This is a genomic window from Halomonas sp. DP8Y7-1 (genome assembly GCF_019801685.1).
In the GTDB taxonomy this organism is placed as follows: domain Bacteria; phylum Pseudomonadota; class Gammaproteobacteria; order Pseudomonadales; family Halomonadaceae; genus Halomonas; species Halomonas litopenaei_A.
In genome coordinates, this window is sequence record NZ_JAHVIN010000007.1 from 42,622 (window position 1) to 65,625 (window position 23,004).

Here is a 23,004-nt window from a genome sequence, read left to right on the forward strand (position 1 = left end):
CGTATTGGTCGATTGACGTTGTTGGGCACCCCTAAGGGGTGCCCTTTTTCGTTGTTGGCTAGGGAGCGGCGGAGCCCGTGGTTGCTGGCTTACCCCCCGCGCTGCGCTAGCCAGGCTGTTGCCAGCCAGCTCCCGGCCTGCTCTAGCTGTACCGGTGTAGATCCCGCGTAGCCAAGTACCAGCCCCGCCCTGGGTGATGCACAGAGATAGTGATCGGACAGTGCGGATAACGTAATGCCTGCCTCATGTGCACGACGTATCAGCTGTTGCTCCTGAGCCACCGAATCGAGATGGGCCACCAGGTGCATGCCTGATTGCCCCGATGACAGTGACAGGCCTGACGCCACGGCGGGGGCCAAGGCCTGTCGCAGGCAGGCCTGGCGTTCACGGTAGCAGCGCCGCATGCGGGCAACATGGCGAGAGAAGTGCCCCTCCTTGATAAAGTCGGCCAGCGCCGCCTGGGCCACATATTGTCCTTCCCGGTGCAGTCTCGCGTTGGCCCGTCGAAAGTCATCGAACAGCGGCTCCGGCAGGACCAGATAGCCAAGCCGCAGACCTGGGTAGAGCACCTTGCTGAAGGTTCCTACATAGATGACCGGGTCTCCTCCGGCGAGCCCCTGCAGTGATGCCAGCGGAGGAGTGGTGTAGCGAAACTCGCTGTCATAGTCATCTTCGATGATGTAGGCGCCATGGCGTCGGGCGCACTCGAGCAGCGCCAGTCGCCGGGCCATGCTCATGGTCGCACCGCTGGGGTACTGATGGGACGGTGTTGCATAGATCAGGCGAGGGGGCTTGGCGCTGTCCGCCACGTCAGTCTTTAGGCCCTCATCGTCCACCGGGATGGGCGTCAGCTCGAGTCCCGATGAGGCGAAGCACGCCTTTGCCCCCGCGTAGCCGGGGTCTTCAACCCAGGCCCGGTCGCCTGGGTCTGCCAGTAGTCGTGTCACCAGCTCGAACGCTTGCTGAGCGCCCTGGGTGATCAGGATCTGATGTGGGTGACAGCGCACCGAGCGTGACAACCGCAAGTAGTCGCACAACGCCTCCCGTAGCGGCCCGTGGCCACCTCCTGTGGCGTAGCCAAAGACATCGTCATCGGCACGGTGCTGGTGTCGCTTGAGCAAGCGTTGCCACAGCTCTCGAGGAAACTGGTCGATGGCCGGCATCCCGGGGGTAAAGGCCCGGCGCTGTCCGTCCATGGCACCGCAGCTGGCCAGCAGCTGTTGACCGCGGTTGGAATAGGGGGTGGCCGTCGGTTCTGAGGTGGGGAGGGAGTCGGCAACATCGACGTCTCGTGGCCAGGCGTCGTGCAGGTCGAGACGCGCCACGTAAAGGCCCGCTCCCGGTCGAGACACCACAAAACCCTCGGCGCTGAGCCGCTCCACCGCGGCCAGAACGGTGTTGCGTCCCATCCCCAGAGTTGAAGCCAGTCGGCGCGACGATGGCAAGGCGCAGCCCTGGGGGAGGTCTCCCTGGACGATCCAGTTGCGCAGTGCCATATACAGCCGATGAGAAAGCGTACCCTCCGCATCTGTGGCAAACGTCAGTGCCAGGGCCTCGATAACCCACGAGGCATGGGACGATGAGTGGCTCACTGGTTCCCTCAATTTATTCGTAACTGGTGCTTCAAGTAGAACCACTATGCTCTCACACTCAGGGTCTGTCACCTCTGGAGGAAGTCACATGTCGATGATTCGTCCCGCCACAACGGCGGATCTTGATCGCTTGTCTGTGTTGTTCGACAGCTATCGCGTGTTCTACGACCAGCCAAGTGATCCCGCTGCCGCTCGTGACTTCCTGACCACGCGGCTGGCCTTGGCGGACTCGCGCATTCTGGTGTGTGAGGCCGACGGGGGGCTCACGGGCTTTGTCCAACTGTATCCCACCCTGTCATCGGTTCGGTTAGGTCCACGCTGGACGCTTGCCGATCTCTTCGTGGCCCCGCAAGGGCGTGGCAAGGGGGTGGGAAGGTCGTTGATGAAGGCAGCCGTCAGATTGGCCGAGGAACACGGTGTTGGCCAATTGACCCTGCTGACGCAGACCCACAACCACACTGCCCAGCGGCTTTATGAAGCGCTCGGCTGGCAACGCAACGATGCCTTCTTTGGCTACACCCTGACCTTGGCCCCCTCGTCCGGCGCTTGATGGCATAGATAGCGACCCTCGGGCAGCGAACCTCAGGCAGCGAACCTCAGGCAGCGACCCTCGGGCAGCAAAGAGAGAAAGGAGTGATACATGCCGATGGACGGTAGATGGGAAGGTAAAAGTGCGTTCGGTCAACCAGTGGGTGCCGAGGTGAAGGGCTGGAATGGGCCTTGTCCAATCCCCTCTGGCGAGGCGTTGCAAGGTCAGCAATGCCGGGTCGAGCGACTCGATGGCCAGCGTCACGCGCGCTCGCTGTGGGAGGCCTGGAAAGGCAACGATCCGAACGATCCAGGCGATGGAGTCGGGCGCTGGACATACCTGGGCGGGCGTCCCTTCCATGACGCAGATGGCTGCTACCGCTGGGCAGATGAACGGGCCAAACAGTCGGACCCCGTGTTTGTGGCCATCGTCGACCGTTACACAGGCCGGGCGCTGGGTACCGCGTCCTGGCTCAATCTGGAACCTGAGCATGGCACCATCGAGCTGGGACATATCAGCTTCTCGCGCGCTCTGTCGCGCACGCGCATGGCCAGTGAAGCCCTGATACTGATGGCGGCTCATGCCTTTGCGCTGGGGTATCGCCGCCTTGAATGGAAATGCGATGCGTTGAACGTGCCCTCGCGGCGTGCCGCCGAGCGGCTTGGCTTCACCTTTGAAGGCATCTTTCGCCAGCACCGGATAGTGGCAGGCCGCAATCGCGACACCGCCTGGTTTTCCCTGCTGGATCACGAATGGACCCTGCTGGAGCCGCTCTATCGTGAGTGGCTGGCGGCTGACAACTTTGATCAGCACGGGCGGCAGAAGCGGTCACTGTCCGCCATGACGAAGGTGATTGTCGAGCGTGGTGCGTAGATCTGACGCGCCACCATTCACTCCACACCTGACGCCTCTATACCCCTACCAAGGAAACACGCACTATGTACCAACCCAAGCATTTCGCCATGACGGAGCACGCCGCCATGGTGGCAGTGATGCAGCGCCATCCCTTCGCGACACTGGTGACCCATGGCGACGATGGTATGCATATCAACCACCTGCCACTGCTGTACACGGAGACGTCGGGAGGCGCTGTTCTGCGAGGGCACATCGCCCGTGGCAATCGTCTGTGGCAGCGCCGGTTGGCGCACGCGGTGGCGGTGTTTCAGGGCCCGGATGCCTATATCTCTCCGAGTTGGTATCCCGATAAGCAGGTTCATGGTCGTGTGGTGCCTACCTGGAACTATCAGGTGGTGCACGCGCAAGGCCAGCTGAGCTTTCCCGAAGATGGTGATTGGTTTGCGGCACACCTGCGTGACCTGGTGGATCGTTTTGAACAGCCCAGGGACGACCCGTGGAGCATCGACGATGCGCCGCATGACTACCTGCAAAAAATGCAGCGAGGCATCGTAGGGGTAGAGTTGGTGGTGGAGTCATTGAGCGGCAAGCACAAGGCCAGCCAGAACAAGAGCGACGAGGAGCGGGCGGGGATTCGCGCGGGGCTTGAGGCACAAGGCCGAAGTGGGAGCACGGCCGTGCTGCTGAGTGGATTGTCCTAGCGATCGGCAAGCAAACACGATGTCGGTGCGAACCGGTGTCCTCCCCGTCGTTGGAAAGATGCTCTCCGAGCATGCCCGAATCATGCGTTATGATCGTTCTCTTGAACACAATAACCATAAGAGGACGCCACGTGAGCTATCGCATCGCAACCATTGCCGGTGATGGCATTGGCCCAGAGGTCACTGAGGCGACGGTAAGGGTGCTGGACGCCCTGCTGGGGCCGGATGTACTGACGTTTGAGTGGTTGGATGGTGGTGCAGGTCACTATCAAAAGACCGGAGAGGTGTTACCTGCAGAGACGCTGGCGGCATGCCGAGACAGCCATGCCATTCTGCACGGGGCTGCGGGGCTTCCCGGGGTGACCTATGACGATGGCACCGAAGTGGGCAACGACCTTCACTTGAAGCTGCGCTTTGGCCTTGACCTGTATGCCAACGTGCGGCCCATTCGGCTGCTGCCTGGGGTGGAGTCGCCGCTGAGGCATCACCAGCCCGGCACCATCGACTACGTGATCGTGCGTGAGAACACTGAAGGGCTGTATGCCAGCCGCGGAGCGGGGGTGGTGCTCAGAGACGAGATGGCCAGCGATAGTCTGGTGATCACTCGCAAGGGGACCGAACGGGTAGCGCGCTTCGCCTGTGAGTTGTCGCGCCGACGTCAAGGTGCCCCTCGCGATGGAAAGCACCGCGTGACCGTCTGCGACAAGGCCAATATCTTGAGAAGCTACGCCTTCTTTCGACGGGTCTGTGACCAGGTCAGCGTCGACTTCGATGACATTGAGCGGGACTACGCTTACGTGGACGCCATGACGGTCCACCTGGTCAAACGTCCCGACTTCTATGATGTCATCGTCGCAGAGAACCTTTTCGGCGATATCATTTCCGATCTTGGTGCTGCCACCGTGGGCGGTATGGGCGTATCGCCATCGGCGGAACTTGGTGACCGACATGGCCTGTTCCAGGGAGCCCACGGCAGCGCACCGGATATTGCCGGGCAGGATGCCGCCAACCCGATCGCGACACTGCTGTCCGGGGCCATGATGCTCGAATGGTTGGCCACGGGCCACCATGATGAGCGGCTGTCGCTGGCGGCGGAGCGTTTGCGCCTGGCGATTGATAAGGTGCTGGAAGCTGGCCTGCACCGCCCCCGCGAGTTTGGCGGACAGGCGGGATGTCGATACTTCACCGAAGCGGTGCTGGATCAGTTGGGGCGCACATAGGGCTCGATACAGGGGCTTGATACGGGGGCTTAGTGATGTAGAGGCTCGGTATAGCGTTCGGCTGAACCAACGGCGAAACCGCCAGACCAATGGTCTGGCGGTTTTCTTTGTCAGTAGCTCTCGTCACTCCCGAGACGAGCAGCTGTTCTAATGCACTGGGCTCGGCACTGGGCTCGGCACTGGGCTCGGCGCTGGGTGCGAGTAAGATCCTTTTCAACGAGCGGCTGATGAGGGGAAAGGTCAGGGCAGCTATGTGTTGTTCTTGCTGTTCCCATCAATGTTAGTGATGTGTGTGCATATTGACTTGGTCATACCTAATAAAGATAAACCGATATAACAGATTCTATTGAAGCAGTTATTGTCTTTTTTGGTGTGAGAAAATTCATCATTCAGTAGATGATTTTTCATACATTTCTGCGTTTTGTTGGACTTTTTGCGCTGTTTCTTGTGTGGTTATTGTGGCTCTTGTTTGCGTTTATATTGGCTTTTTTGCGTGGGATCTTCGTGCGATATTTGTGCACTTATAGCCTGGCCTGTGCTTTGTCGTACCTTTTTCTGTCAGTGATTGGATCTGGATGTCGTTCAGGGTGTTTTTGTGGGTGGTGTTGGGTTATCTATGGCGGAATAAGTCCGTTAATTGAGTGCCCAAGATCATGTCCGCTTCATTGCTCTCAGATGCATCAAAAGAATCCGCTATCCATCCTCTACATCCTGTCCAGGAAGGCGTCTATGTCTCCCAGATGATCGAGCCGAAAAGTTCGAAATTTCGACTGGGGTGGTACGATGAAGTTCGCCTGGGTTCTCAGAGCGAAGTGGATCGCCTGGCTGACGCCTGGACGCTGTTGGTCAAGCAGCACGATTGCCTGCGGCTGGTGCTGGAGATCGCTCCTGACGGGAGCGTAGGCCAGCAGGTGCTGCCGTTTGGTGAACTGAAGACATCACTGGAATGCCTGGACTTTTCTCAGGCAGAAGATCCCCGGTCAGCCGCCAGGGAATGGATGAAACAGCAGATTGATGGGACGCCAGACTTTACGGATAGATCCACAGGTCCTGTGTCTTTACGCTTGCTAGGGTTGGGCGATAATTCCTACTTTCTGTGCTTGATGACTCACCACGTTTTTGTCGATGGTGTTGGCCTGGCGGTGCTGCGAGAATCATTGAGAAAGGCGTATCAATGTCTTCTCGATGACGCCAGTGTCGAATGGTTGAAGGCGTCTCCCGCCTATCTGCCACAAGTCTATTCGGCTCGCGAGTATTTGAGCTCTTCCAGGTATCGCAAGGACGAGGCGTATTGGCGTGACTTTCTGTCATCCCACGAGGTGACGCGTCTGAATGCCTGGTACCGAAGCTCTACCAAGCAGCAAGGAAAGTGGCTGAACCGAGATCTACCTGAAGCGGTGAACCGCTCGATCAAAGAATATTGTGAAAGCACGGGTGCCAGCCCCCTGAGCGTCTTGATAGCTGCCTGTGGCTGTCATTTTGCGACACAGACGGCGGGAGATAGCCTGGTCTTTGGTCTGGCTCTGCATGGGCGTCGCGGCAAGAGTGCAGAGCAGACCATCGGGATGCAGGCGAATGCGGCCTTGGTGCACTGTCCAGTCACAGAGATGCGAGAGGCGTCGTTCTCCGACCTGGTGGCGAGAGCGGGGCGAAACACCCTCAAGGCATTCAGACACGGCTGCTATCCGGCCGCCGAAGTGCGGCGAATGCAGCAGGACAGCACTCAGGATCACTGCGACATCGTCATGATGTACAACAATTTTGACGATCAGGTGGCGTCCTATACAGAAGAGCTCAATCCCACGGATGTGATCCTTCCACTGCAGATCAAGCTGCTGGACTACGGTAGTGGCAGGAGCCTGCAGATTCGTTTGATCTATTCCGATCACTACTTCAGTGAGTCGGATGCCGAGCAGATGATGAGTGCCATGATCGATCTCATGGCGCGAGGCGTGCGGGCAGCGGACCGTACGGTCGCCAGTCTGTGTCTTCCCAGTGCAGATGATCTCGCCGCAATGCGTCAGTGGAACTCGGCTACGGCTCCCTTGCCCGTGGGCACGACCCTGACCGATATGTTCGAGGCCCAGGTGCGTCGGACGCCACAGGCGCCAGCGTTGACCGACGGCCAGGTCACCCTGAGCTTTGCCGAACTCGATGTGCTCTCCAACCGTGTGGCGCATGGACTGCGGCTCCAGAGTGAGCAGCAGCGGGGAAGCGCGCTGGCGCCAGACTCGTTGGTCGGGCTCTATCTGGATCGCACCGTGGATCTCGTGGTTGCGATACTCGGCGTGCTGAAGGCAGGCGCCGGTTATCTCCCACTGTCGCCAGAGCACCCTAGCGAGCGCCTGGGTTTTATCGCGGCAGATGCCGCTCCTGCTTTCATCTTGTGTCACGCGCAATACCAGGAGCGTCTGCGCGATGGCCTGAGCGGCGTAACCGATAGGCCCATCGTGTTGACGATGACGCCGGATGCTGCCTGGTTAGGTGAAAAGACTCGTCCCTCTAAGGTGGCCAGCGATCACCATCTTGCCTATGTCATCTACACCTCAGGCACCACCGGACAGCCTAAGGGTGTGATGGTGGAGCATCGTCATGCTGTCCACCTGGTGCTCGCTCAGCAGGCGATCCTGGATGCCCATGAGTGTGCTACCAGCCTCCTGTACGCAGATAGCATTTTCGATGCCAGCGTATCGGAGCTTTTTGTGGGCCTCCTAGCAGGCTCGAAGAGTGTCATTTGTTCCCAGGCCGCACGACACGACCCTGCACTGCTGGATCAATTGGCCGAGCAGCAAGCGATAGAGCTGGCCACTTTGCCCCCGGTATTGCTCGGTCAACTTGATCCTAAGCGTTGGTCGTCGCTGCGGGCACTGGTAGTAGGTGGTGAGGCACCGACCGCCAAGTTGATGGATCGCTTCTTCAACGAGGGACGTCGCCTGTTCAATGGGTATGGTCCGACCGAGGCAGCGGTATGCGCCACGGCTCATCTCTATCGTCCCGGTGACCCGGCGACAATGATTGGCAAGCCATTGGTCAATGTTCAGGCGCATGTATTGGACAAGCACATGGCTGAGGTGCCGATAGGCGCCATTGGAGAGCTCTACATAGGTGGGGCCGGTGTTGCCCGGGGGTATCTTGGTCGTGATGAGCTGACCCGGGAGCGCTTCGTCGACAACCCCTTTGCCACGGATGACCAGCGTGCCCTCGGGCATACGCGACTTTACCGTACCGGTGACCTGGTGCGCTGGTTGCCTAGTGGTCACCTGCTATACCTCGGACGTAACGATACCCAGGTCAAGGTGCGGGGCTACCGCATCGAGCTTGGCGAGATCGAAGCTGCCTTGGTGGCCCAGCCTGACGTTCACCAGGCGGCCGTTATTGCCTGGGGGGAGTCGCCGCATTACGCGTTGGCGGCTTATGTGGTGATGGTAGACGGCCAGAGCCTCGAGCTGGCGAGCCTGAGGCAGCGACTGGCCGAGCGACTTCCTCCCTACATGCTGCCGACAAGCATTCAGGGAATCGACGCGATTCCGCTGACCATCAACGGCAAGGTGGACAAGCGAGCGTTGCCGGCCCCGAGCCAGACGTCGATAGGCCAGGATCAGTACGTGGCCCCTCGCACCGCGTTGGAGCAGTCGCTGTGCGAGCACTGGGCCAGTGCACTTGGCTTGGAGCGGGTGGGTATCGAGGATGACTTTTTCCAGATAGGCGGTGATTCCATCATTGCCATCCAGCTGGTGGGGCGTCTGCGGCAGGCGGGAATTCGCCTGCAGGGACGCGATCTCTTCGAAGCCTCTCGCATCTCGTCACTTGCAGCTCTGCTGCAGCAACGCATCAGCGTCGATGAAGCGGAACAGGGAACGCTGTCCGGAGCCTTCGCCTTGGCGTCGACCCAACGTCACTGGCTTTCGAGCGGTGCCGGCAGGTGTCAGGGAGACAGTGCATCACAGGAGGAGCCGGACGCGCAGCAGCTAACCGTGTTGCCACAGGACCATGACACAGCGGCGGTGGCGGAGGCGTCTACGGGCGTCTACCAGGCTGGCGCTGCCGCCAGTATCCTGACTGACGCTTTCAGACTGACACGTGCCCCTGGGCAACTCGTGCTGGTAGAAACGCCAGAGGGCGTCGGTGAACAGGAGATCAAGGTCGCCCTGGGGCGGCTTGCCGATCAGCACGATATGCTGCGTAGTCGCCCCTTGCTGGTTGACGGTGAATGGCAACAGCACTATATCGCCGACGCCCCTTTGCCTGCGCTAGCGACCCTCGAGGGGGGTGACCATGACGTGACGACCCAGGCGCTGGCCTTGGCCCGTCAATGGATGGCCTGTGACGTGGCGGTGGACCCCTTGTGGCAGTCCGCGCTGACGGCAAGAGCGGGAAAGCCTGGCGCGCTGATGCTGTTCGTTCATCCCTTGCTGGCAGATCGTACATCCCTGCAGATTCTGCGGCGGGATCTGCAAAGGCTGCTGGCGGGCGAGCCCCTACCCGCCAAGACCAGCAGTTTTCGCCAGTGGGTGGAGTCGTCAGGAAGCGCCTCTACGCTTGATGGCCAGACGTTACCTGCTGCGTTGGGCGGTGAAAGGCATGCTGTTGAGGCAGACGCGCTTGTCGCGGGGGCAAGCCAGGAGTGGCAGCGTGTCACTCGGTCACTGTCGACGGAAGACACCCTGGTGCTGCTGAAGGAAGCGCCTGCCGGCTTTCATAGCCGCGTGGACGAACTGTTGATCAGTGCACTGAGCCAGGCCCTCGCTGACACTCTTGAGCAGCCGGAGATCATGCTGCTGCTGGAGGGAGACTATCGCCATGCTGGCCATCATGGTGGGCGTCATGGCGGCAGCGCCTCCCTCGACCTTGACGCGACGGTCGGGCAATTTACCTTCCCCTACATGCTTTCCGTGTCGGCGACGGGGGAGCTGGATACCTTGGTCATGGGGGTCAAGGAGGCGGTGCGAGCACACCTGAACTGCGCGCTCGCCCCGATGGTACAGGGCGGCTCGTCAGCCCCCTTATTGCGACCTTCGCCAGCCCCTTTGCCAGACACTTCGTCACTCTCTGCATTACAGGGCGGAGCACAGTCCCTGGCCAGCTTTTGCTTCCTGGGTGACGTGGCGGAGGACACTCAGCACCTGCTCGACGCCGAGTTGAGCGGCACGGTGGATCCAGGTCCTGCTGGCGAGTCGATGGCGAGGGTACAAGTGCAGGTCGTCAGTCGGGTGGTCGGGGGTGAGCTACAGGTGGACCTGGTGACCTGCCTAGGGGCTGAGACCGCCTGCACGCTGGCCGAGTCCTTTCTGACGAGACTGGCTGAAGTCGTGCAATTGGCGTTGGAAGCCTCCCGTGGTAGCGGCAGGCACACGCCATCTGATTTTGCTATTCAAGGCATCTCGATGGAGAGGTGGCTGCGCCTGACAGATCGCCGCGATGTGGAGGCGGTCTACGTTGCGACGAGCTTGCAGAAGGGCATGATCTCCCATGCGCTGAACTATCCCGAAGATGATGCGTATCGTGTTCAGGTGCTGGTGGACTACACGGCGGGTGTCAACCTCGATCAGTATCGGCGAGCCTGGGAGCTGTTGGTGGCTCAGTACGAGAGCCTCAGGATTGGCTTCGATTGGGACGGCGACGAGATTCTGCAGTTGGCAGAACGTCAGATTGTCTTGTCTGATCGCCATTTCAGGGTTCGAGACCTTTCGTCCGTTCGCCCGGAAGATCATGAACACATCGTCGAGGAGGCCCGCCAGGCTGATCGCGACGAAGGTTTTGACCTGTCGTTGCCTGGACTTTTCCGGGTTACCGTGTTCAGTCGAGGAGAAAGCAACGCCACGGTGCTGATTACCGTTCACCACGCCATCAGCGATGGGTGGTCGACCTCGCTACTGTGGCAGAGCCTACATGGCTTCTACGATGCTCTGGCTCAAGGACGCTGCCCCACGGTGTGTCGCGACCGTGCCTATGGTGCGGCTCAGCGTCATTATCTCAATCATCGCAGACGTTCCGCGGCCTGGTGGCAACAAAAACGGAATACCTGGCAGGGCCCCACAACGCTCGACGGATTGCTCGCGGGCCGCGGATGGCGTGAGGCGCGGGTGGTTCAGCAGCCGCTATCGTCGGCCTTGACCGTGGATGAGGACCTTTATCGTCGCATGCAGGCCCTGTGTCACGCCTCCGGTCTGACCTTCAATACGCTGGTTCAGATGGCCTGGCACAAGCTGCTGCAAGGGTTCAGTGGCGCCACCCAGACCATTACCGGGATGACGCTGTCGGGCCGCGATCTGCCCGTAGAAGGGATCGAGCACAGCATCGGTCTCTACATCAATACCTTGCCTCTCGTTATCGACTGGGAGGCCAAGGCGACGGTGCGCGATGTGCTCAACGCCGTGCAGCGTGCAACCGTCGATATGAACACCTACACCGAAGTGTCTCTGGCGGAGCTGCAGGAGGGAGGGCAGAGGCTGTTCCATAGCCTGGTGGTATTTGAGAACTATCCGGCGCCGGCAGAGGGCGGCGCCTTGGAGCAGACGCGCTCAGTGCGGGCGATCCAGGAAAAACTGGACTACCCGCTCGCCCTTGTCGCCAGAGAGATGGGGGGGAAACTGATCTTCCGCCTGGACTCGGACAGCCGCTGGTTGAGCGACGCTGATGCGGTGGCGTTGCTGCAACGGCTGATAAGGGTCATTGGGCAAGTGGTAGATGCTCCCGATGCGCGCCATGTAGATCTGTCACTACTGCTGAAGGGTGAGCGGGAGTTGATCCAGCACTGGAATGCAACCAGCGCTCCGCGCCGTTCCGGTGCCACCCTGCATGGACTGTTCGAGGCTCAGGTGGCGCGCACCCCGGAGGCCACGGCGCTGGTGGATGAGCACACCTCGCTGACCTATCGAGAGCTGGACGCACGGGCCAATCAGGTCGCTCATGGGCTGCGCCACGAGTACGCCAGCGCCCATGCCGGGCAGCCGATGGCACCCGATACTCGGGTAGGCCTGTACCTGGACCGTCGTGTCGACATGATCGTGGCGATCCTCGGCATTCTCAAGGCAGGAGGCGCCTACGTCCCCCTGTCGCCCGAGCATCCGCGGGACCGGTCCGTGTTCATGGCCGACGACGCCAAGCTGGGAGTGCTGCTTTGCCAGCAGGAGTATCAGGCCCGCTGGAGCGAATGCATGGAGGAAGTGGCATCGAAGCCTGTATTGCTGACGATGGCGGCCGATGCCTACTGGCTGGGGGCGTCTGAGCCCGTGGCACCGATGGCCCAGGAAGATCACCTGGCTTATGTGATCTACACCTCGGGCACGACGGGGACCCCCAAGGGCGTGATGATCGAGCATCGTCACGCCGTCCACCTGGTCGCGGCCCAGCAAGAGCGCTTTGGCGTACTGGATTGCACTACCAGCCTGCTCTATGCGGACATTATCTTCGATGCCAGCGTGTTCGAGCTGTTCGTCAGTCTGGCGTCGGGACTTCGCTGCGTGCTGTGTTCGCAGGAGGCCAGACGAGATGTGGCCTTGTTGAATGACCTGGCCGAGACCCACCAGATCGAGCTGACCATTCTGCCGCCGGTCATGCTCGGGCAGTTGGATCCGGTCTGTTGGCGATCCTTGAAGACGCTGGTGGTGGGAGGGGAGGCACCGGTCAGGGACTTTCTCGACCGCTTCCATCGCGAGGACCTGAGGCTTTTCAACGCCTACGGACCTACCGAGGGCACCGTCTGTGCTACGGCTCACCGCTATCAGCCTGGGGATCCATCGGCCAAGATCGGCAAGCCACTGACCAACGTGCAGGTGCATGTGCTTGATGAGCAGATGGCGCCGGTGCCCGTCGGTGCCGTTGGAGAGCTGTATATCGGCGGTGCTGGGGTGGGCCGCGGATATCTGCATCGCGATGCGTTGACCCGGGAGCGCTTCGTGGCGGATCCCTTCGCAGGGGCAAGCACTCACGGTGAGCAAGGGGCACGTCTGTATCGCACGGGCGATATGGTGAGGTGGCTGCAGGATGGCAGCCTGATCTATCTCGGACGTAACGATGACCAGGTGAAGATACGCGGGTACCGCATCGAGCTGGGTGAGGTCGAGACCGCATTGACGTCGCAGCCGGAGATCAGCCAGGCGGTGGTCGTGGCCCACGGTCAGCCAGGGCAGCAGAGTCTGGCGGCCTATGTGATCCTGGCGCCAGAGCGAACCATCAGCATGGCGGAGCTGCGCCATCGGCTGGCGGAGCGGCTGCCGTCCTACATGATGCCGGCAAGCTGCACCTGCATCGACGCGATACCCCTGACGATCAACGGCAAGTTGGATCGTCAGGCGCTTCCCGAACCCGAGGAAGAGGATCGCCAGCAGTCCTATGTGGCGCCTCGCACTACCTTGGAAGCAACACTCTGCGAGCATTGGGCGCGGGTGCTGGGACGTGAAAGGGTCGGCATCGAGGACGACTTCTTCCAGATTGGTGGCGACTCCATCATCAGCATTCAACTGGTCGCCAGACTGAGGCAGGCGGGGATTGCCTTGCAGGGTCGGGACATCTTTGACGCGCCTCGCATCTCGTCGCTGGCGGCCCGCCTGGCCCAGCGTCAGGATGGGGCCGACATCGATGCCGAGCAGGGCCGGCTTGCTGGCACGTTCTCGCTGTTGCCGATTCAATCGTGGTTTTTCGAGCAGGAGTTTGCCCAGCCGGGGCATTGGAATCAGGCCTTCATGGTGGCCATACCAGAGCGCGTGACCGTGCCCGAGCTGCAAGAGGCCCTGGTGGCGCTGAGCCACCAGCACGACATGCTTTGCTGCCGGTTCGTGCGTGAGAAATCGGGGTATCGGCAGTGCTATGCACCGGACATGATGCCCGCCCCGGTGATCACCCTGTCGGTGACGGAGGGTGACGATGAGTGGCTCCAGCAGGAATTGACGCGGCATCAGAGCCAGTTTGATATCGAGCATGGACCGCTGTGGCAGGTGATCCACCTCAGCGGCTATGACGACGGCCGCTCGCGTCTCTGTTTCGCCCTGCATCATCTGGTGGTGGACGCAGTATCCTGGCGGATTCTGGCACGGGATCTGGTGCAGTTGCTGGAAGGCGGCAGCCTGCCGTCCAAGACCACCAGCTATCGTCAGTGGGTGGCAGCGGTCCATCGCTACGCCCAGGAGCACACCGAGCAGTCCAGTTACTGGCGGCATGTCGTGGCCGCGGATGGCGGGGAGCAGTGGCTCGAGGAAAGGTGCCAGCAGCAGGCATTGCAAGCACCTGCCTCGGCGACGCTGGAATTTTCTCGAGAGGACACCGATGCACTGCTGCATCAGGCCCCTGCCGGCTATCACACCCAGATCAATGACCTGCTGGTGAGTGCCGTGTCCCTGGCTCTGGCAGATGTGCTGAAGCAGTCAGACGTGACCCTGCTGCTGGAAGGCCATGGTCGTCAGCCCCTGGACGATCGAATCGACCTGTCGTCTACCCTGGGCTGGTTCACGGTCCAGTATCCGGTGCGGGTCAATACCGAGGGTGACACTGAAGAGGTGATCATCAGGACCAAGGAAGGGCTTCGTGGCATTCCCGACGGCGGTCTTGGCTTCGGTGCGCTGAAGCAGGCCGGGTGGTTGCCGGAAGCCTCGATGCCGCGGATCAGCTTCAACTATCTTGGCCAGTTCTCAGCGCCGCAGCAGGCGACCTATGGACTGGTGGTGGAGCCCTGCGGGCGGGCCATGTCTCCGGACAACCGCGATCGCTTTATCATCAACATCAACGGCGCCGTGCTCGACGATCAGCTGTTCTTCGACGTCACCACCCAGCTGGGAGAAAGCGTTTCCATCGAGGTAAGAGACCGTCTGCAGGAGCGACTTCGGGAGGTGGCCGCCACGGCCATGGGTGCGGCGCGCACCGGTGGCGTGCGCACACCTTCGGACTTCGATGTCGCAGGGTTGACCCTGTCTCGTCTGAGTTCTCTGGAGCAGCGCTACGATGTCGAGGCGCTGTATGCCGCCAACAGTCTGCAGGTGGGGATGATCTTCCATGCCTTGAATCATCCCGAGGACGATGCCTACCGCGTGCAGCTGCTGGTCGACTATTCAGAGGGCTTGCGCATCGACCGCTATCGCCGCGCATGGGAGCTGTTGGTGGAGCACTATCCGAGCCTGCGTGTCGGCTTTGACTGGGAGGAGGGCGATATCCTGCAGGTGGTTGCGAGATCACTGACGCTGGATGAACACTGCTTCCGTCTTCGGGATATCAGCGACGTACCGCTCGAGGAGCATGATCGAACCATTGAGGAGATTCAGGCGCAGGATCGTTTGGAGAGTTTCGACCTGTCGCGCCCGGGACTGTTCCGCGTCACGCTGATTCAGCGCGGTACTCACGGAGTGACCGTGCTGGTCAATACCCATCATGCGGTGACCGACGGATGGTCGACCGCCCTGTTGTGGCAAAGCCTGCATGGCTACTTCGATGCCATCGAGCGGGGGGAGCATCCTCGTCCGGGGCGCGATGATGCCTACGCCGAAGCCCAGCGCTATCAGTTGCGACAGGCAGACGCTACCCGCTCCTATTGGGCCGCCAAGAAGGCGACCTGGGAAGGGGAGACCAGTCTGGAGGGGCTGCTCGAGGGTCGCGAGTGGCGTGATACTCGGGTCATACGGAGCCCGGTATCGGCAGGTCTGGTGCTGGAGGAGCCGGTGCAGGACGGCATGCAGTCTCTGTGTCACGAGCTGGGTGTCACCCTGAACACCATCGTGCAGACGGCTTGGCACAAGCTCTTGCAGGTCTACAGCGGAGCCTCCCAGACCATCACCGGCATGACGCTTTCCGGGCGCGATATCGCGGTACAAGGGATCGAGCAGAGCGCGGGTCTGTTCATCAATACGCTGCCGCTGGTCATCGACTGGCCCGCCGATGGCAGGCTACGTGATGTGCTCGCCACTGTTCAGGCCACCACCCTGGAGATGAACACCCACTGTGGGATTCCCTTGGCCGAGCTGCAGCCTGGGGCGCAGCGGCTGTTTCACAGCCTGGTGGTGTTCGAGAATTACCCGGTGGCCAAGGCCGACGGTGAAAGCGGAGACACCAAGCGTCATGTGCGCGGGGCCCAGGAAAAGGTCAACTACCCGCTGTCGCTGATCGTCTTCATGGACCAGGGTCGGCTGTCGTTCAAGCTGGAGTCTGACGCCAGCTGGTTGAATGAAGACAACGCTCAGCGTTTGCTCGAGCGGCTGACCCATGTGGTGGGGCAGATGGTGCATATCGCGGCGATGGGCGGTCGCCACTCCGAGATCGAGCTGTTGCTTAAGGAGGAGAAAGCGCAACTGCTGGACCAGTGGAACAGCACTCATCAGCCGCTGACGTCCGCCATGACCCTGCATGGTCTGTTTGAGGCCCAGGTGGCAAGGACCCCAGACGCCATTGCCCTTGTCGATGACGCGGTCCAGCTAAGCTATGCGCAGCTGAACAGCAGAGCCAATCGCGTCGCGCATGGTCTGCGTAAGCAGCACGTTGAGCTGTTCCAGCGACCGATCACCGCGGATACGTTGATTGGCCTCTACCTGGATCGCGATGTCGACCTGGTGGTGGCCATCCTCGGGATTCTCAAGGCGGGGGCCGCCTACGTACCGATGTCGCCGGAGCATCCGAACGAGCGTTCCCGTTTTATCGTGGAGGATGCTGGCCTCGGCTTGGTGCTGTGTCATGAGCAGTACCGTTCAAGGCTACAGGAATGGTGGTCCGACATGGCGCAGATGCCCGGGCTGGTGACGCTGACCGATGACGCCGCTTGGCTGGGCTCGGAAGACGACGCGACAGGGGGCGCAACGCCGGACAGTCTGGCGTATGTCATCTACACCTCAGGCACCACGGGGGTGCCGAAAGGGGCGATGATCGAGCACCGTCATGCGGTCAATCTGGTGGCGGCCCAGCGGCAGCGGTTTGGGGTGGAAGAGTGTGCCACCAGCCTGCTGTTCGCCGACGTCATCTTTGACGCCAGCGTGTTTGAGCTGTTTGTCAGCCTTGCCTGTGGTCTTCGCTGTGTCGTGTGTTCTCACGAGGTCAGGCGAGATGTGCTCGAGCTTGACCGAGTGGCCAAAGAGCAGAAAATCGAACTGGCCATCCTGCCCCCGGTCATGCTGGGGCAGCTTGACCCGAGTCACTGGCGCTCGCTCAAGACGCTGGTGGTGGGTGGAGAGGCGCCTGTCACCGAGCTGCTTGACCGCTTCTATCGGGACGATCTGCGTCTCTACAATGCCTATGGTCCCACCGAAGCCGCGGTCTGTGCGACGGCCCATCGCTATCACCCCGGAGACGCCGCCCAGCAGATCGGTACGCCGCTGTTGAACACCCAGGTGTACGTTCTTGATCAAGGCATGCGGCCTGTCCCGGTGGGCGCCACAGGAGAACTCTACATTGGTGGAGCCGGCGTAGGACGGGGCTATCTGAACCGTGACAGCCTGACCCAGGAGCGCTTCCTCGAAAACCCGCTGGCGCCGGAGCCGGATGCACGTTGTTCCGGTAGCCATCGTCTCTACCGCACGGGTGACCTGGTCCGCTGGCTACCGGATGGCGGCCTGCTCTACCTGGGGCGTAATGATGCTCAGGTGAAAATCAGGGGCAATCGTATTGAACTGGGTGAGATCGAAGCGGCATTGACGGCTCAGCCGGAGGTGCGCCAGGCGGTAGTGGTGGCTTATGGCGACGCCGGTCAGCAAAGTCTTGCCGCCTATGTGGTGTCCGCGGAGGAACAGCAGATCGAGGTCGCCACCTTGAAGCAGCGCCTGTCGGAGCGGCTGCCGTCCTATATGGTGCCAGCCAGCTGCCAGTTCATTGACGCGATTCCGTTGACCATCAACGGCAAGCTCAACCGCAAGGCGCTTCCTGCACCGACCCTGGAGGGCTCCGCCCAAGCCTACGTGGCGCCCAGGACGTCACTCGAGGCTCAGCTGTGCCAGCAGTGGCAAGAGGTGCTGGGCCATGAGCGGGTCGGCGTCGAGGATGACTTCTTCCTGTTGGGAGGAGACTCGATCAAGCTGATCAAGTTGACCTCCCTGATGCGGGCCCAGGCAGGGCACACGGTGTCCGTATCGGCGTTCTATCGCTACACCACGGTGTCCCAGCTGGCCGAGTTCATCGCCAGCGGGGAAGGCGAGGAGCTCAGCATGCTGATGCGCTTCCTCGGCGGCGGCAGGGAGAGCGGTAGTAAGCTGTTCATGGTTCATGCAGGCTACGGCAACAGTGATGTGTACAGGACGTTGGTCGACGCCATGGGCGAACACTACGCCTGTTACGGCATCGACAACTACAACCACACCGTGGTCCAACCGGAAGCCTCTTTGATCAATATTGCAGCGCTCTACCTCAAGGTCATGGAGGAGCATCTGGCGGTGGATCAGGAGGTGCGCCTGCTGGGTTGGTCACTGGGCGGCAATATCGCCACCGAGATGGCCTGGCAGCTGGAGCAGCGAGGCTTCACCAAGGTTCGTCTGTACCTGCTGGACACCTACTTCAACATGGGGGACGCGGACTTTCTTGGTAACGCCAAGGACGTGCGCGATGATTTCGAGCAGGAGTTGGTCAACAAGGGTATCCCGCCGGATGAGTTTCTGTTGAACCGCTGGGAGGAGCTGTACGAGGTCAACCGTGACATGCTGCGCTCCGCCCTTGAGCGACCGCTGAAGAGTACTCAGGTCGTGCTGTTCAAGGCGCTGGAAGAGGTGGCGCCCGTCGAGGGCCGGCCTGGTGGTGTCCCCGATGATCTGGTGCTGAGCTCGGTCTTTGACAATAACGTTGCCGAGTTCTCACGTACGGTACCCGCCCTCATTCCATGCCCGGGAGTGACCCATATGGGGATGCTGGATGCCGTTGACTGGATCGCCGAGGTGCTGGTCAACGACCTGACCGACCCCTTGAAGACGTAAGCGTATCGGCGAAGGTGATGCAGTATGTCAAATGTGACTGCCTGAGCCGTTCAGCCCCCGTCGGTCGAGAAGGGGAATGAGCTTCATCTCGATCGGCGGGGCTGGCACTCCGCTCACGGGCGATCGACAGGCCTACGGCCAGCCCTTCCAGCTGAGGGCACTGCACCGGCCTGGGCTCGCTATCGCTGGCTTCTGGCTCGCTAGCAGTGGGGCGGTGCAAATGTCGTGGGCGCGCAGCAAGGAGCCTGTGCGACAGGCGCTGGCCAGGGTGCCGTTGCCGTCCGAATTGGAGGGCGCTGTAGCGAAACGGCGCGATGAGTACCGGGCCGGGCGACTCTGCGCGGTCTATGCGCTTGGTCTGTTGGGCATCGACAGCGGGGTGCCGGGCAGGGGGGCTGACCGTCTTCCGCGGTGGCCCCCTGGCGTGCTTGGCAGCATCTCTCACTGCAGCGATCTGGCGTTATCCGCCGTGGCACCCTCTGATTTATATGCAGGGGTGGGCATTGACGTGGAGCAGTGTCTGGACGCTGATGAGGCCGATAGCGTGGCAGAGGTGGTCGCGAGTGGTGCTGAACTCCTGCACCTTCCAGGGTGGCTATCGAGGTCTATGGCGGTGACGCTTCTTTTCAGTGCAAAGGAGGCGATCTACAAGGCCATCTTTCCTGATCTAAAGCGCTACGTGGACTTTGCGGAGGTCTGTCTGCATCGTGCGCTGCCTGGCCTTCTTGTCTTTCGTCCGTCGTGCGCATGGCAATCTGCTGGACCAGCCCACGGGAGGGCGCCTTGTCACGAGCATATCGAGTGGCCTGTGGCCTTCCATATTGAAGCGGGGAAGGTCATCACCCTGTGCCTGCTCGGGGGTGAGTCGTAAGGCGGCTCTTAGCGGGATGGCGCGGAACGTCTTGAAGAACGTTACTAAGGCTTTGGGATGGCAGACGTCAACGTCTGCTTTTGGTGCAAGTCGGCTAGGGTGGCTGCACCAAGAGGGTGCCTTTGCCAGTCCGAAGAGAACCGGGAGATAACACCGGGGCCCGTGAAAACATAAGTGGCATGGAACTTGCTTTGTCAGAGTGAGGCGACGATCGCGCACCGCGACCTGTCGCCACGACTCCGATAACGACAACGTCACCCTGGAGAATTTCCCATGTCCTTAGCTTCGGCCTCTGCTGTGCTCAATCCTGCCCGCCGTTCCTTGGCGCTTTCTGCCTTTGCGCTGTCAGCACTGTCTGTGGCGATGGCGGCTCCCGCCGTTGCCGACGAGGACCCGATCAAGGTCGGCATCCTGCATTCCCTGTCCGGCACCATGGCGATCAGCGAGTCGACGCTTAAGGACACCATGCTGATGCTGATCGAGCAGCAGAATGAAGCGGGGGGATTGCTGGGTCGCGAGCTGGAGCCGGTGGTGGTTGACCCGGCATCCAACTGGCCGCTGTTTGCCGAGAAAGCGCGTGAGCTGTTGGCCCAGGATGAGGTCGACGTGATCTTCGGCAACTGGACCTCGGTCTCTCGCAAGTCCGTGTTGCCGGTGGTGGAAGAGCTTAATGGGCTGCTGTTCTACCCGGTTCAGTATGAGGGGGAAGAGTCCTCCGAGAACGTCTTCTACACCGGCGCTGCACCGAATCAGCAGGCCATTCCGGCCGTCGACTACCTGATGAACGATGTCGGCGTGGAGCGCTGGGTGCTGGCGGGTACCGACTACGTCTATCCGCGCACCACCAACAAGATCCTCGAGGCCTACCTGAAGTCCCAGGGGGTGGCCGACGAGGACATCATGGTCAACTACACCCCTTTCGGTCACTCGGATTGGCAGAACATCGTCTCCGAGATCAAGCAGTTTGGCGGAGCGGGCAAGAAAACCGCCGTGGTCTCCACGATCAACGGCGACGCCAATGTTCCCTTCTATCGTGAGCTGGCCAATCAGGGCGTTGATGCCGCTGATATTCCAGTCGTCGCCTTCTCCGTAGGTGAGCAGGAGCTGTCCGGCCTGGATACGGCTCCCTTGGTAGGCCACCTGGCAGCCTGGAACTACTTCATGAGCGTCGACGAAGACGCCAACTACGACTTTATCGACGCCTGGTACGACTACACAGGGGACGACAACGCCGTGACCAACGACCCCATGGAAGCTCACTACATTGGCTTCAACATGTGGACAGAAGCGGTGCGCAAGGCCGGTACCACCGAGGTGGACGCCGTCAAGGAAGCCATTATTGGGGTGTCGGTGCCCAACCTCACCGGTGGTTACGCCACCATGATGCCCAACCACCACATCACCAAGCCCGTGCTGATCGGTGAAATCCAGGACAACGGCCAATTCTCGGTCGTGTGGGAAACGCCCTCCACCGTCGCTGGGGATGCCTGGTCAGACTACCTGGAAGGCTCCCGCGATCTGATCAGCGACTGGCGTGCACCGCTCGAGTGCGGCAACTACAACGTGGTGCAGGGTAGCTGCGGCGGCGGCGCCGACGTTGCTGCCACGGAGTGACATTCGCTACCAAAAACACGGCCGGGGCGCCATGACGTCCCGGCCAGGACCACGCCCATCATGATGCCCTTGACGATCTGACAAGGGCGCTCACGGAATTCCGCTATGAACACAACAGCATGGCGATACTGGTTGAAGGCGCTGCTGCTGGTCAGCCTGGTCGCTCTTGGGCCATGTGCTCTTGGACAGGACAACGCCGCAGCGCAGGACACCAGTGCAACTCCAGAGGAAGACGCTGGTCGCGAGCTGCTGCAGGCACTCGCTGAGGCCAGCTTTCGCGAAAAAGAAGCGGCGATCGATGCCATTGCCGCGAGTGGTGACACGCGCGCACGCGGATGGCTCGAGAGTTTCGCCGAGGGCAAGCTGGCCCAGGTCAAGGACAGCGGCGACATTGTCGTGATTCTGGCCAACCGAGGCCGTCAATGGCCGGTGGCAGATGCCCTCACCATGGAAGAGGCAGGGGAGGTGTCGCGGCGCGAGCTTGACCGGGTCGCCATCAACAATCGTCTGCGTGGCCACCTGGACAGCACCCTGGCCCTGCTGGATCTGCGCGTCGATGATCCCGCGCAGCGGCTGATTGCAGCGAAAGCGCTGCTAGGGGACGTCGATACCGAGGTGGTGGAGTCCCTGTCGGAACTTGCCCAGAACGAGAGTGACCCGGAGGTGGCGGCGACCCTGACCCAGGCGATTGCCATCCACCGACTGGAACAGGGCGACAGCGCCGCTGTCGCGGACCTCGCCGGCAGTCTGAATGGACAGGTCAGGGCGGCATTGATGCAGGCCAGCCGCAGCGAAGACGCCGTGGTGGCCGACGCGGCGTCTGCAGCGCTGGCTGACATTGAGCAGTCGCTGAAGCTCAATCGCGCCGCCGAGACGCTCTACTTCGGCCTGTCGCTGGGCTCGGTGCTGGTGCTGGCGGCGATTGGTCTGGCGATCACCTTCGGCGTTATGGGTGTGATCAACATGGCTCACGGCGAACTGATCATGCTGGGAGCCTACACCACCTGGGCGATGCAGCAGCTGTTGCCGGGGCAGCCGGGGCTGGCGCTGCTGCTGGCGATACCGGCAGGCTTTCTGGTGGCGGCACTGGTGGGTGTCGCGATCGAGCGGGGCGTCATCCAGTTTCTGAAGGGGCGGCCGCTGGAAACCCTGCTGGCCACCTTTGGTGTCAGCCTGATCTTGCAGCAGCTGGTACGTACGCTGATTTCTCCCCTGAATCGTACCGTGGTGACACCGGAGTGGATGAGCGGCTCGCTGGTCATCAACGATGCGCTGTCGCTGACCCTCAACCGGCTGTACGTGCTCGGGTTTGCGGTGCTGGTCTTTGCCGCGCTGATGCTGGTCATGCGCAGGACGCGATTGGGCCTGGAGGTGAGAGCTGTCACCCAGAATCGTGCCATGGCGCGTTCCATGGGGATTCGGGCGACCCGTGTCGATATCTTGACGTTTGCATTGGGCTCCGGCGTGGCAGGCCTTGCTGGCGTGGCGCTGTCCCAGCTGACCAACGTGGGTCCCAACCTGGGTCAGAACTACATCATCGATTCCTTCATGGTGGTGGTTTTCGGTGGCGTCGGTAACCTGTGGGGCACCCTGGTCGCCGGGCTCTCGCTTGGCGTGATCAATCAGGTACTTGAGCCCTGGGCCGGGGCAGTGCTGGCCAAGATTCTGGTGCTGGTGTTCATCATTCTGTTCATTCAAAAGCGGCCGCGGGGACTGTTCCCGCAGAAAGGCCGCGCGGCGGAGGGCTGAGC

9 protein-coding genes are annotated in these 23,004 nt (G+C 61.2%); 8 read left to right on the forward strand and 1 reads right to left on the reverse strand.

All coding sequences use genetic code 11. From position 1 onward, the window contains the following. Positions 1-89 precede the first annotated feature (89 nt). On the reverse strand, positions 90-1,592 hold the full coding sequence (locus tag KUV41_RS11000; protein ID WP_222486103.1) for a PLP-dependent aminotransferase family protein: 1,503 nt from the start codon (positions 1,590-1,592) through the stop codon (positions 90-92). 88 nt (positions 1,593-1,680) lie between these two features. On the opposite strand from KUV41_RS11000, the gene KUV41_RS11005 reads away from it, so the two are divergent. The 8 genes from KUV41_RS11005 to urtB all read left to right on the forward strand — a co-directional run bounded on the left by KUV41_RS11005 (position 1,681) and on the right by urtB (position 23,002). After that, complete coding sequence (locus tag KUV41_RS11005; protein WP_222486105.1) at positions 1,681-2,142, forward strand: GNAT family N-acetyltransferase; 462 nt, start codon at positions 1,681-1,683, stop codon at positions 2,140-2,142. Positions 2,143-2,232: 90 nt separating this feature from the next. After that, the gene (locus KUV41_RS11010) at positions 2,233-2,994 is read left to right on the forward strand and encodes a GNAT family N-acetyltransferase (RefSeq protein WP_261396016.1); all 762 of its coding nucleotides are present in this window, start codon (positions 2,233-2,235) and stop codon (positions 2,992-2,994) included. Positions 2,995-3,059: 65 nt separating this feature from the next. Then, on the forward strand, positions 3,060-3,677 hold the full coding sequence (locus tag KUV41_RS11015; protein ID WP_222486107.1) for an FMN-binding negative transcriptional regulator: 618 nt from the start codon (positions 3,060-3,062) through the stop codon (positions 3,675-3,677). A 131-nt stretch (positions 3,678-3,808) separates the two neighbouring features. Then, positions 3,809-4,897, forward strand: coding sequence for an isocitrate/isopropylmalate dehydrogenase family protein (locus tag KUV41_RS11020; RefSeq protein ID WP_222486109.1), 1,089 nt, complete (start codon positions 3,809-3,811; stop codon positions 4,895-4,897). 653 nt (positions 4,898-5,550) lie between these two features. Beyond that, positions 5,551-18,768, forward strand: coding sequence for a non-ribosomal peptide synthetase (locus KUV41_RS11025; RefSeq protein ID WP_222486111.1), 13,218 nt, complete (start codon positions 5,551-5,553; stop codon positions 18,766-18,768). 76 nt (positions 18,769-18,844) lie between these two features. Further along, the gene (locus KUV41_RS11030) at positions 18,845-19,639 is read left to right on the forward strand and encodes a 4'-phosphopantetheinyl transferase (RefSeq protein WP_222486030.1); all 795 of its coding nucleotides are present in this window, start codon (positions 18,845-18,847) and stop codon (positions 19,637-19,639) included. A gap of 363 nt (positions 19,640-20,002) precedes the next feature. Beyond that, positions 20,003-21,253, forward strand: a complete 1,251-nt coding sequence (gene urtA / locus KUV41_RS11035; protein WP_224852092.1) for an urea ABC transporter substrate-binding protein — start codon at positions 20,003-20,005, stop codon at positions 21,251-21,253. Positions 21,254-21,358: 105 nt separating this feature from the next. Next, positions 21,359-23,002, forward strand: a complete 1,644-nt coding sequence (gene urtB, locus KUV41_RS11040; protein WP_222486114.1) for an urea ABC transporter permease subunit UrtB — start codon at positions 21,359-21,361, stop codon at positions 23,000-23,002. Positions 23,003-23,004 lie beyond the last annotated feature (2 nt).

Bases quoted from the DNA above. Each gene is read 5' to 3' on its own strand.
- KUV41_RS11005 (WP_222486105.1), top strand. From the start codon at position 1,681: ATGTCGATGATTCGTCCCGCCACAACGGCGGATCTTGATCGCTTGTCT.
- KUV41_RS11030 (WP_222486030.1), top strand. From the start codon at position 18,845: ATGAGCTTCATCTCGATCGGCGGGGCTGGCACTCCGCTCACGGGCGAT.
- KUV41_RS11025 (WP_222486111.1), top strand. From the start codon at position 5,551: ATGTCCGCTTCATTGCTCTCAGATGCATCAAAAGAATCCGCTATCCAT.
- urtB (WP_222486114.1), top strand. From the start codon at position 21,359: ATGAACACAACAGCATGGCGATACTGGTTGAAGGCGCTGCTGCTGGTC.
- KUV41_RS11015 (WP_222486107.1), top strand. From the start codon at position 3,060: ATGTACCAACCCAAGCATTTCGCCATGACGGAGCACGCCGCCATGGTG.
- urtA (WP_224852092.1), top strand. From the start codon at position 20,003: ATGGCGGCTCCCGCCGTTGCCGACGAGGACCCGATCAAGGTCGGCATC.
- KUV41_RS11010 (WP_261396016.1), top strand. From the start codon at position 2,233: ATGCCGATGGACGGTAGATGGGAAGGTAAAAGTGCGTTCGGTCAACCA.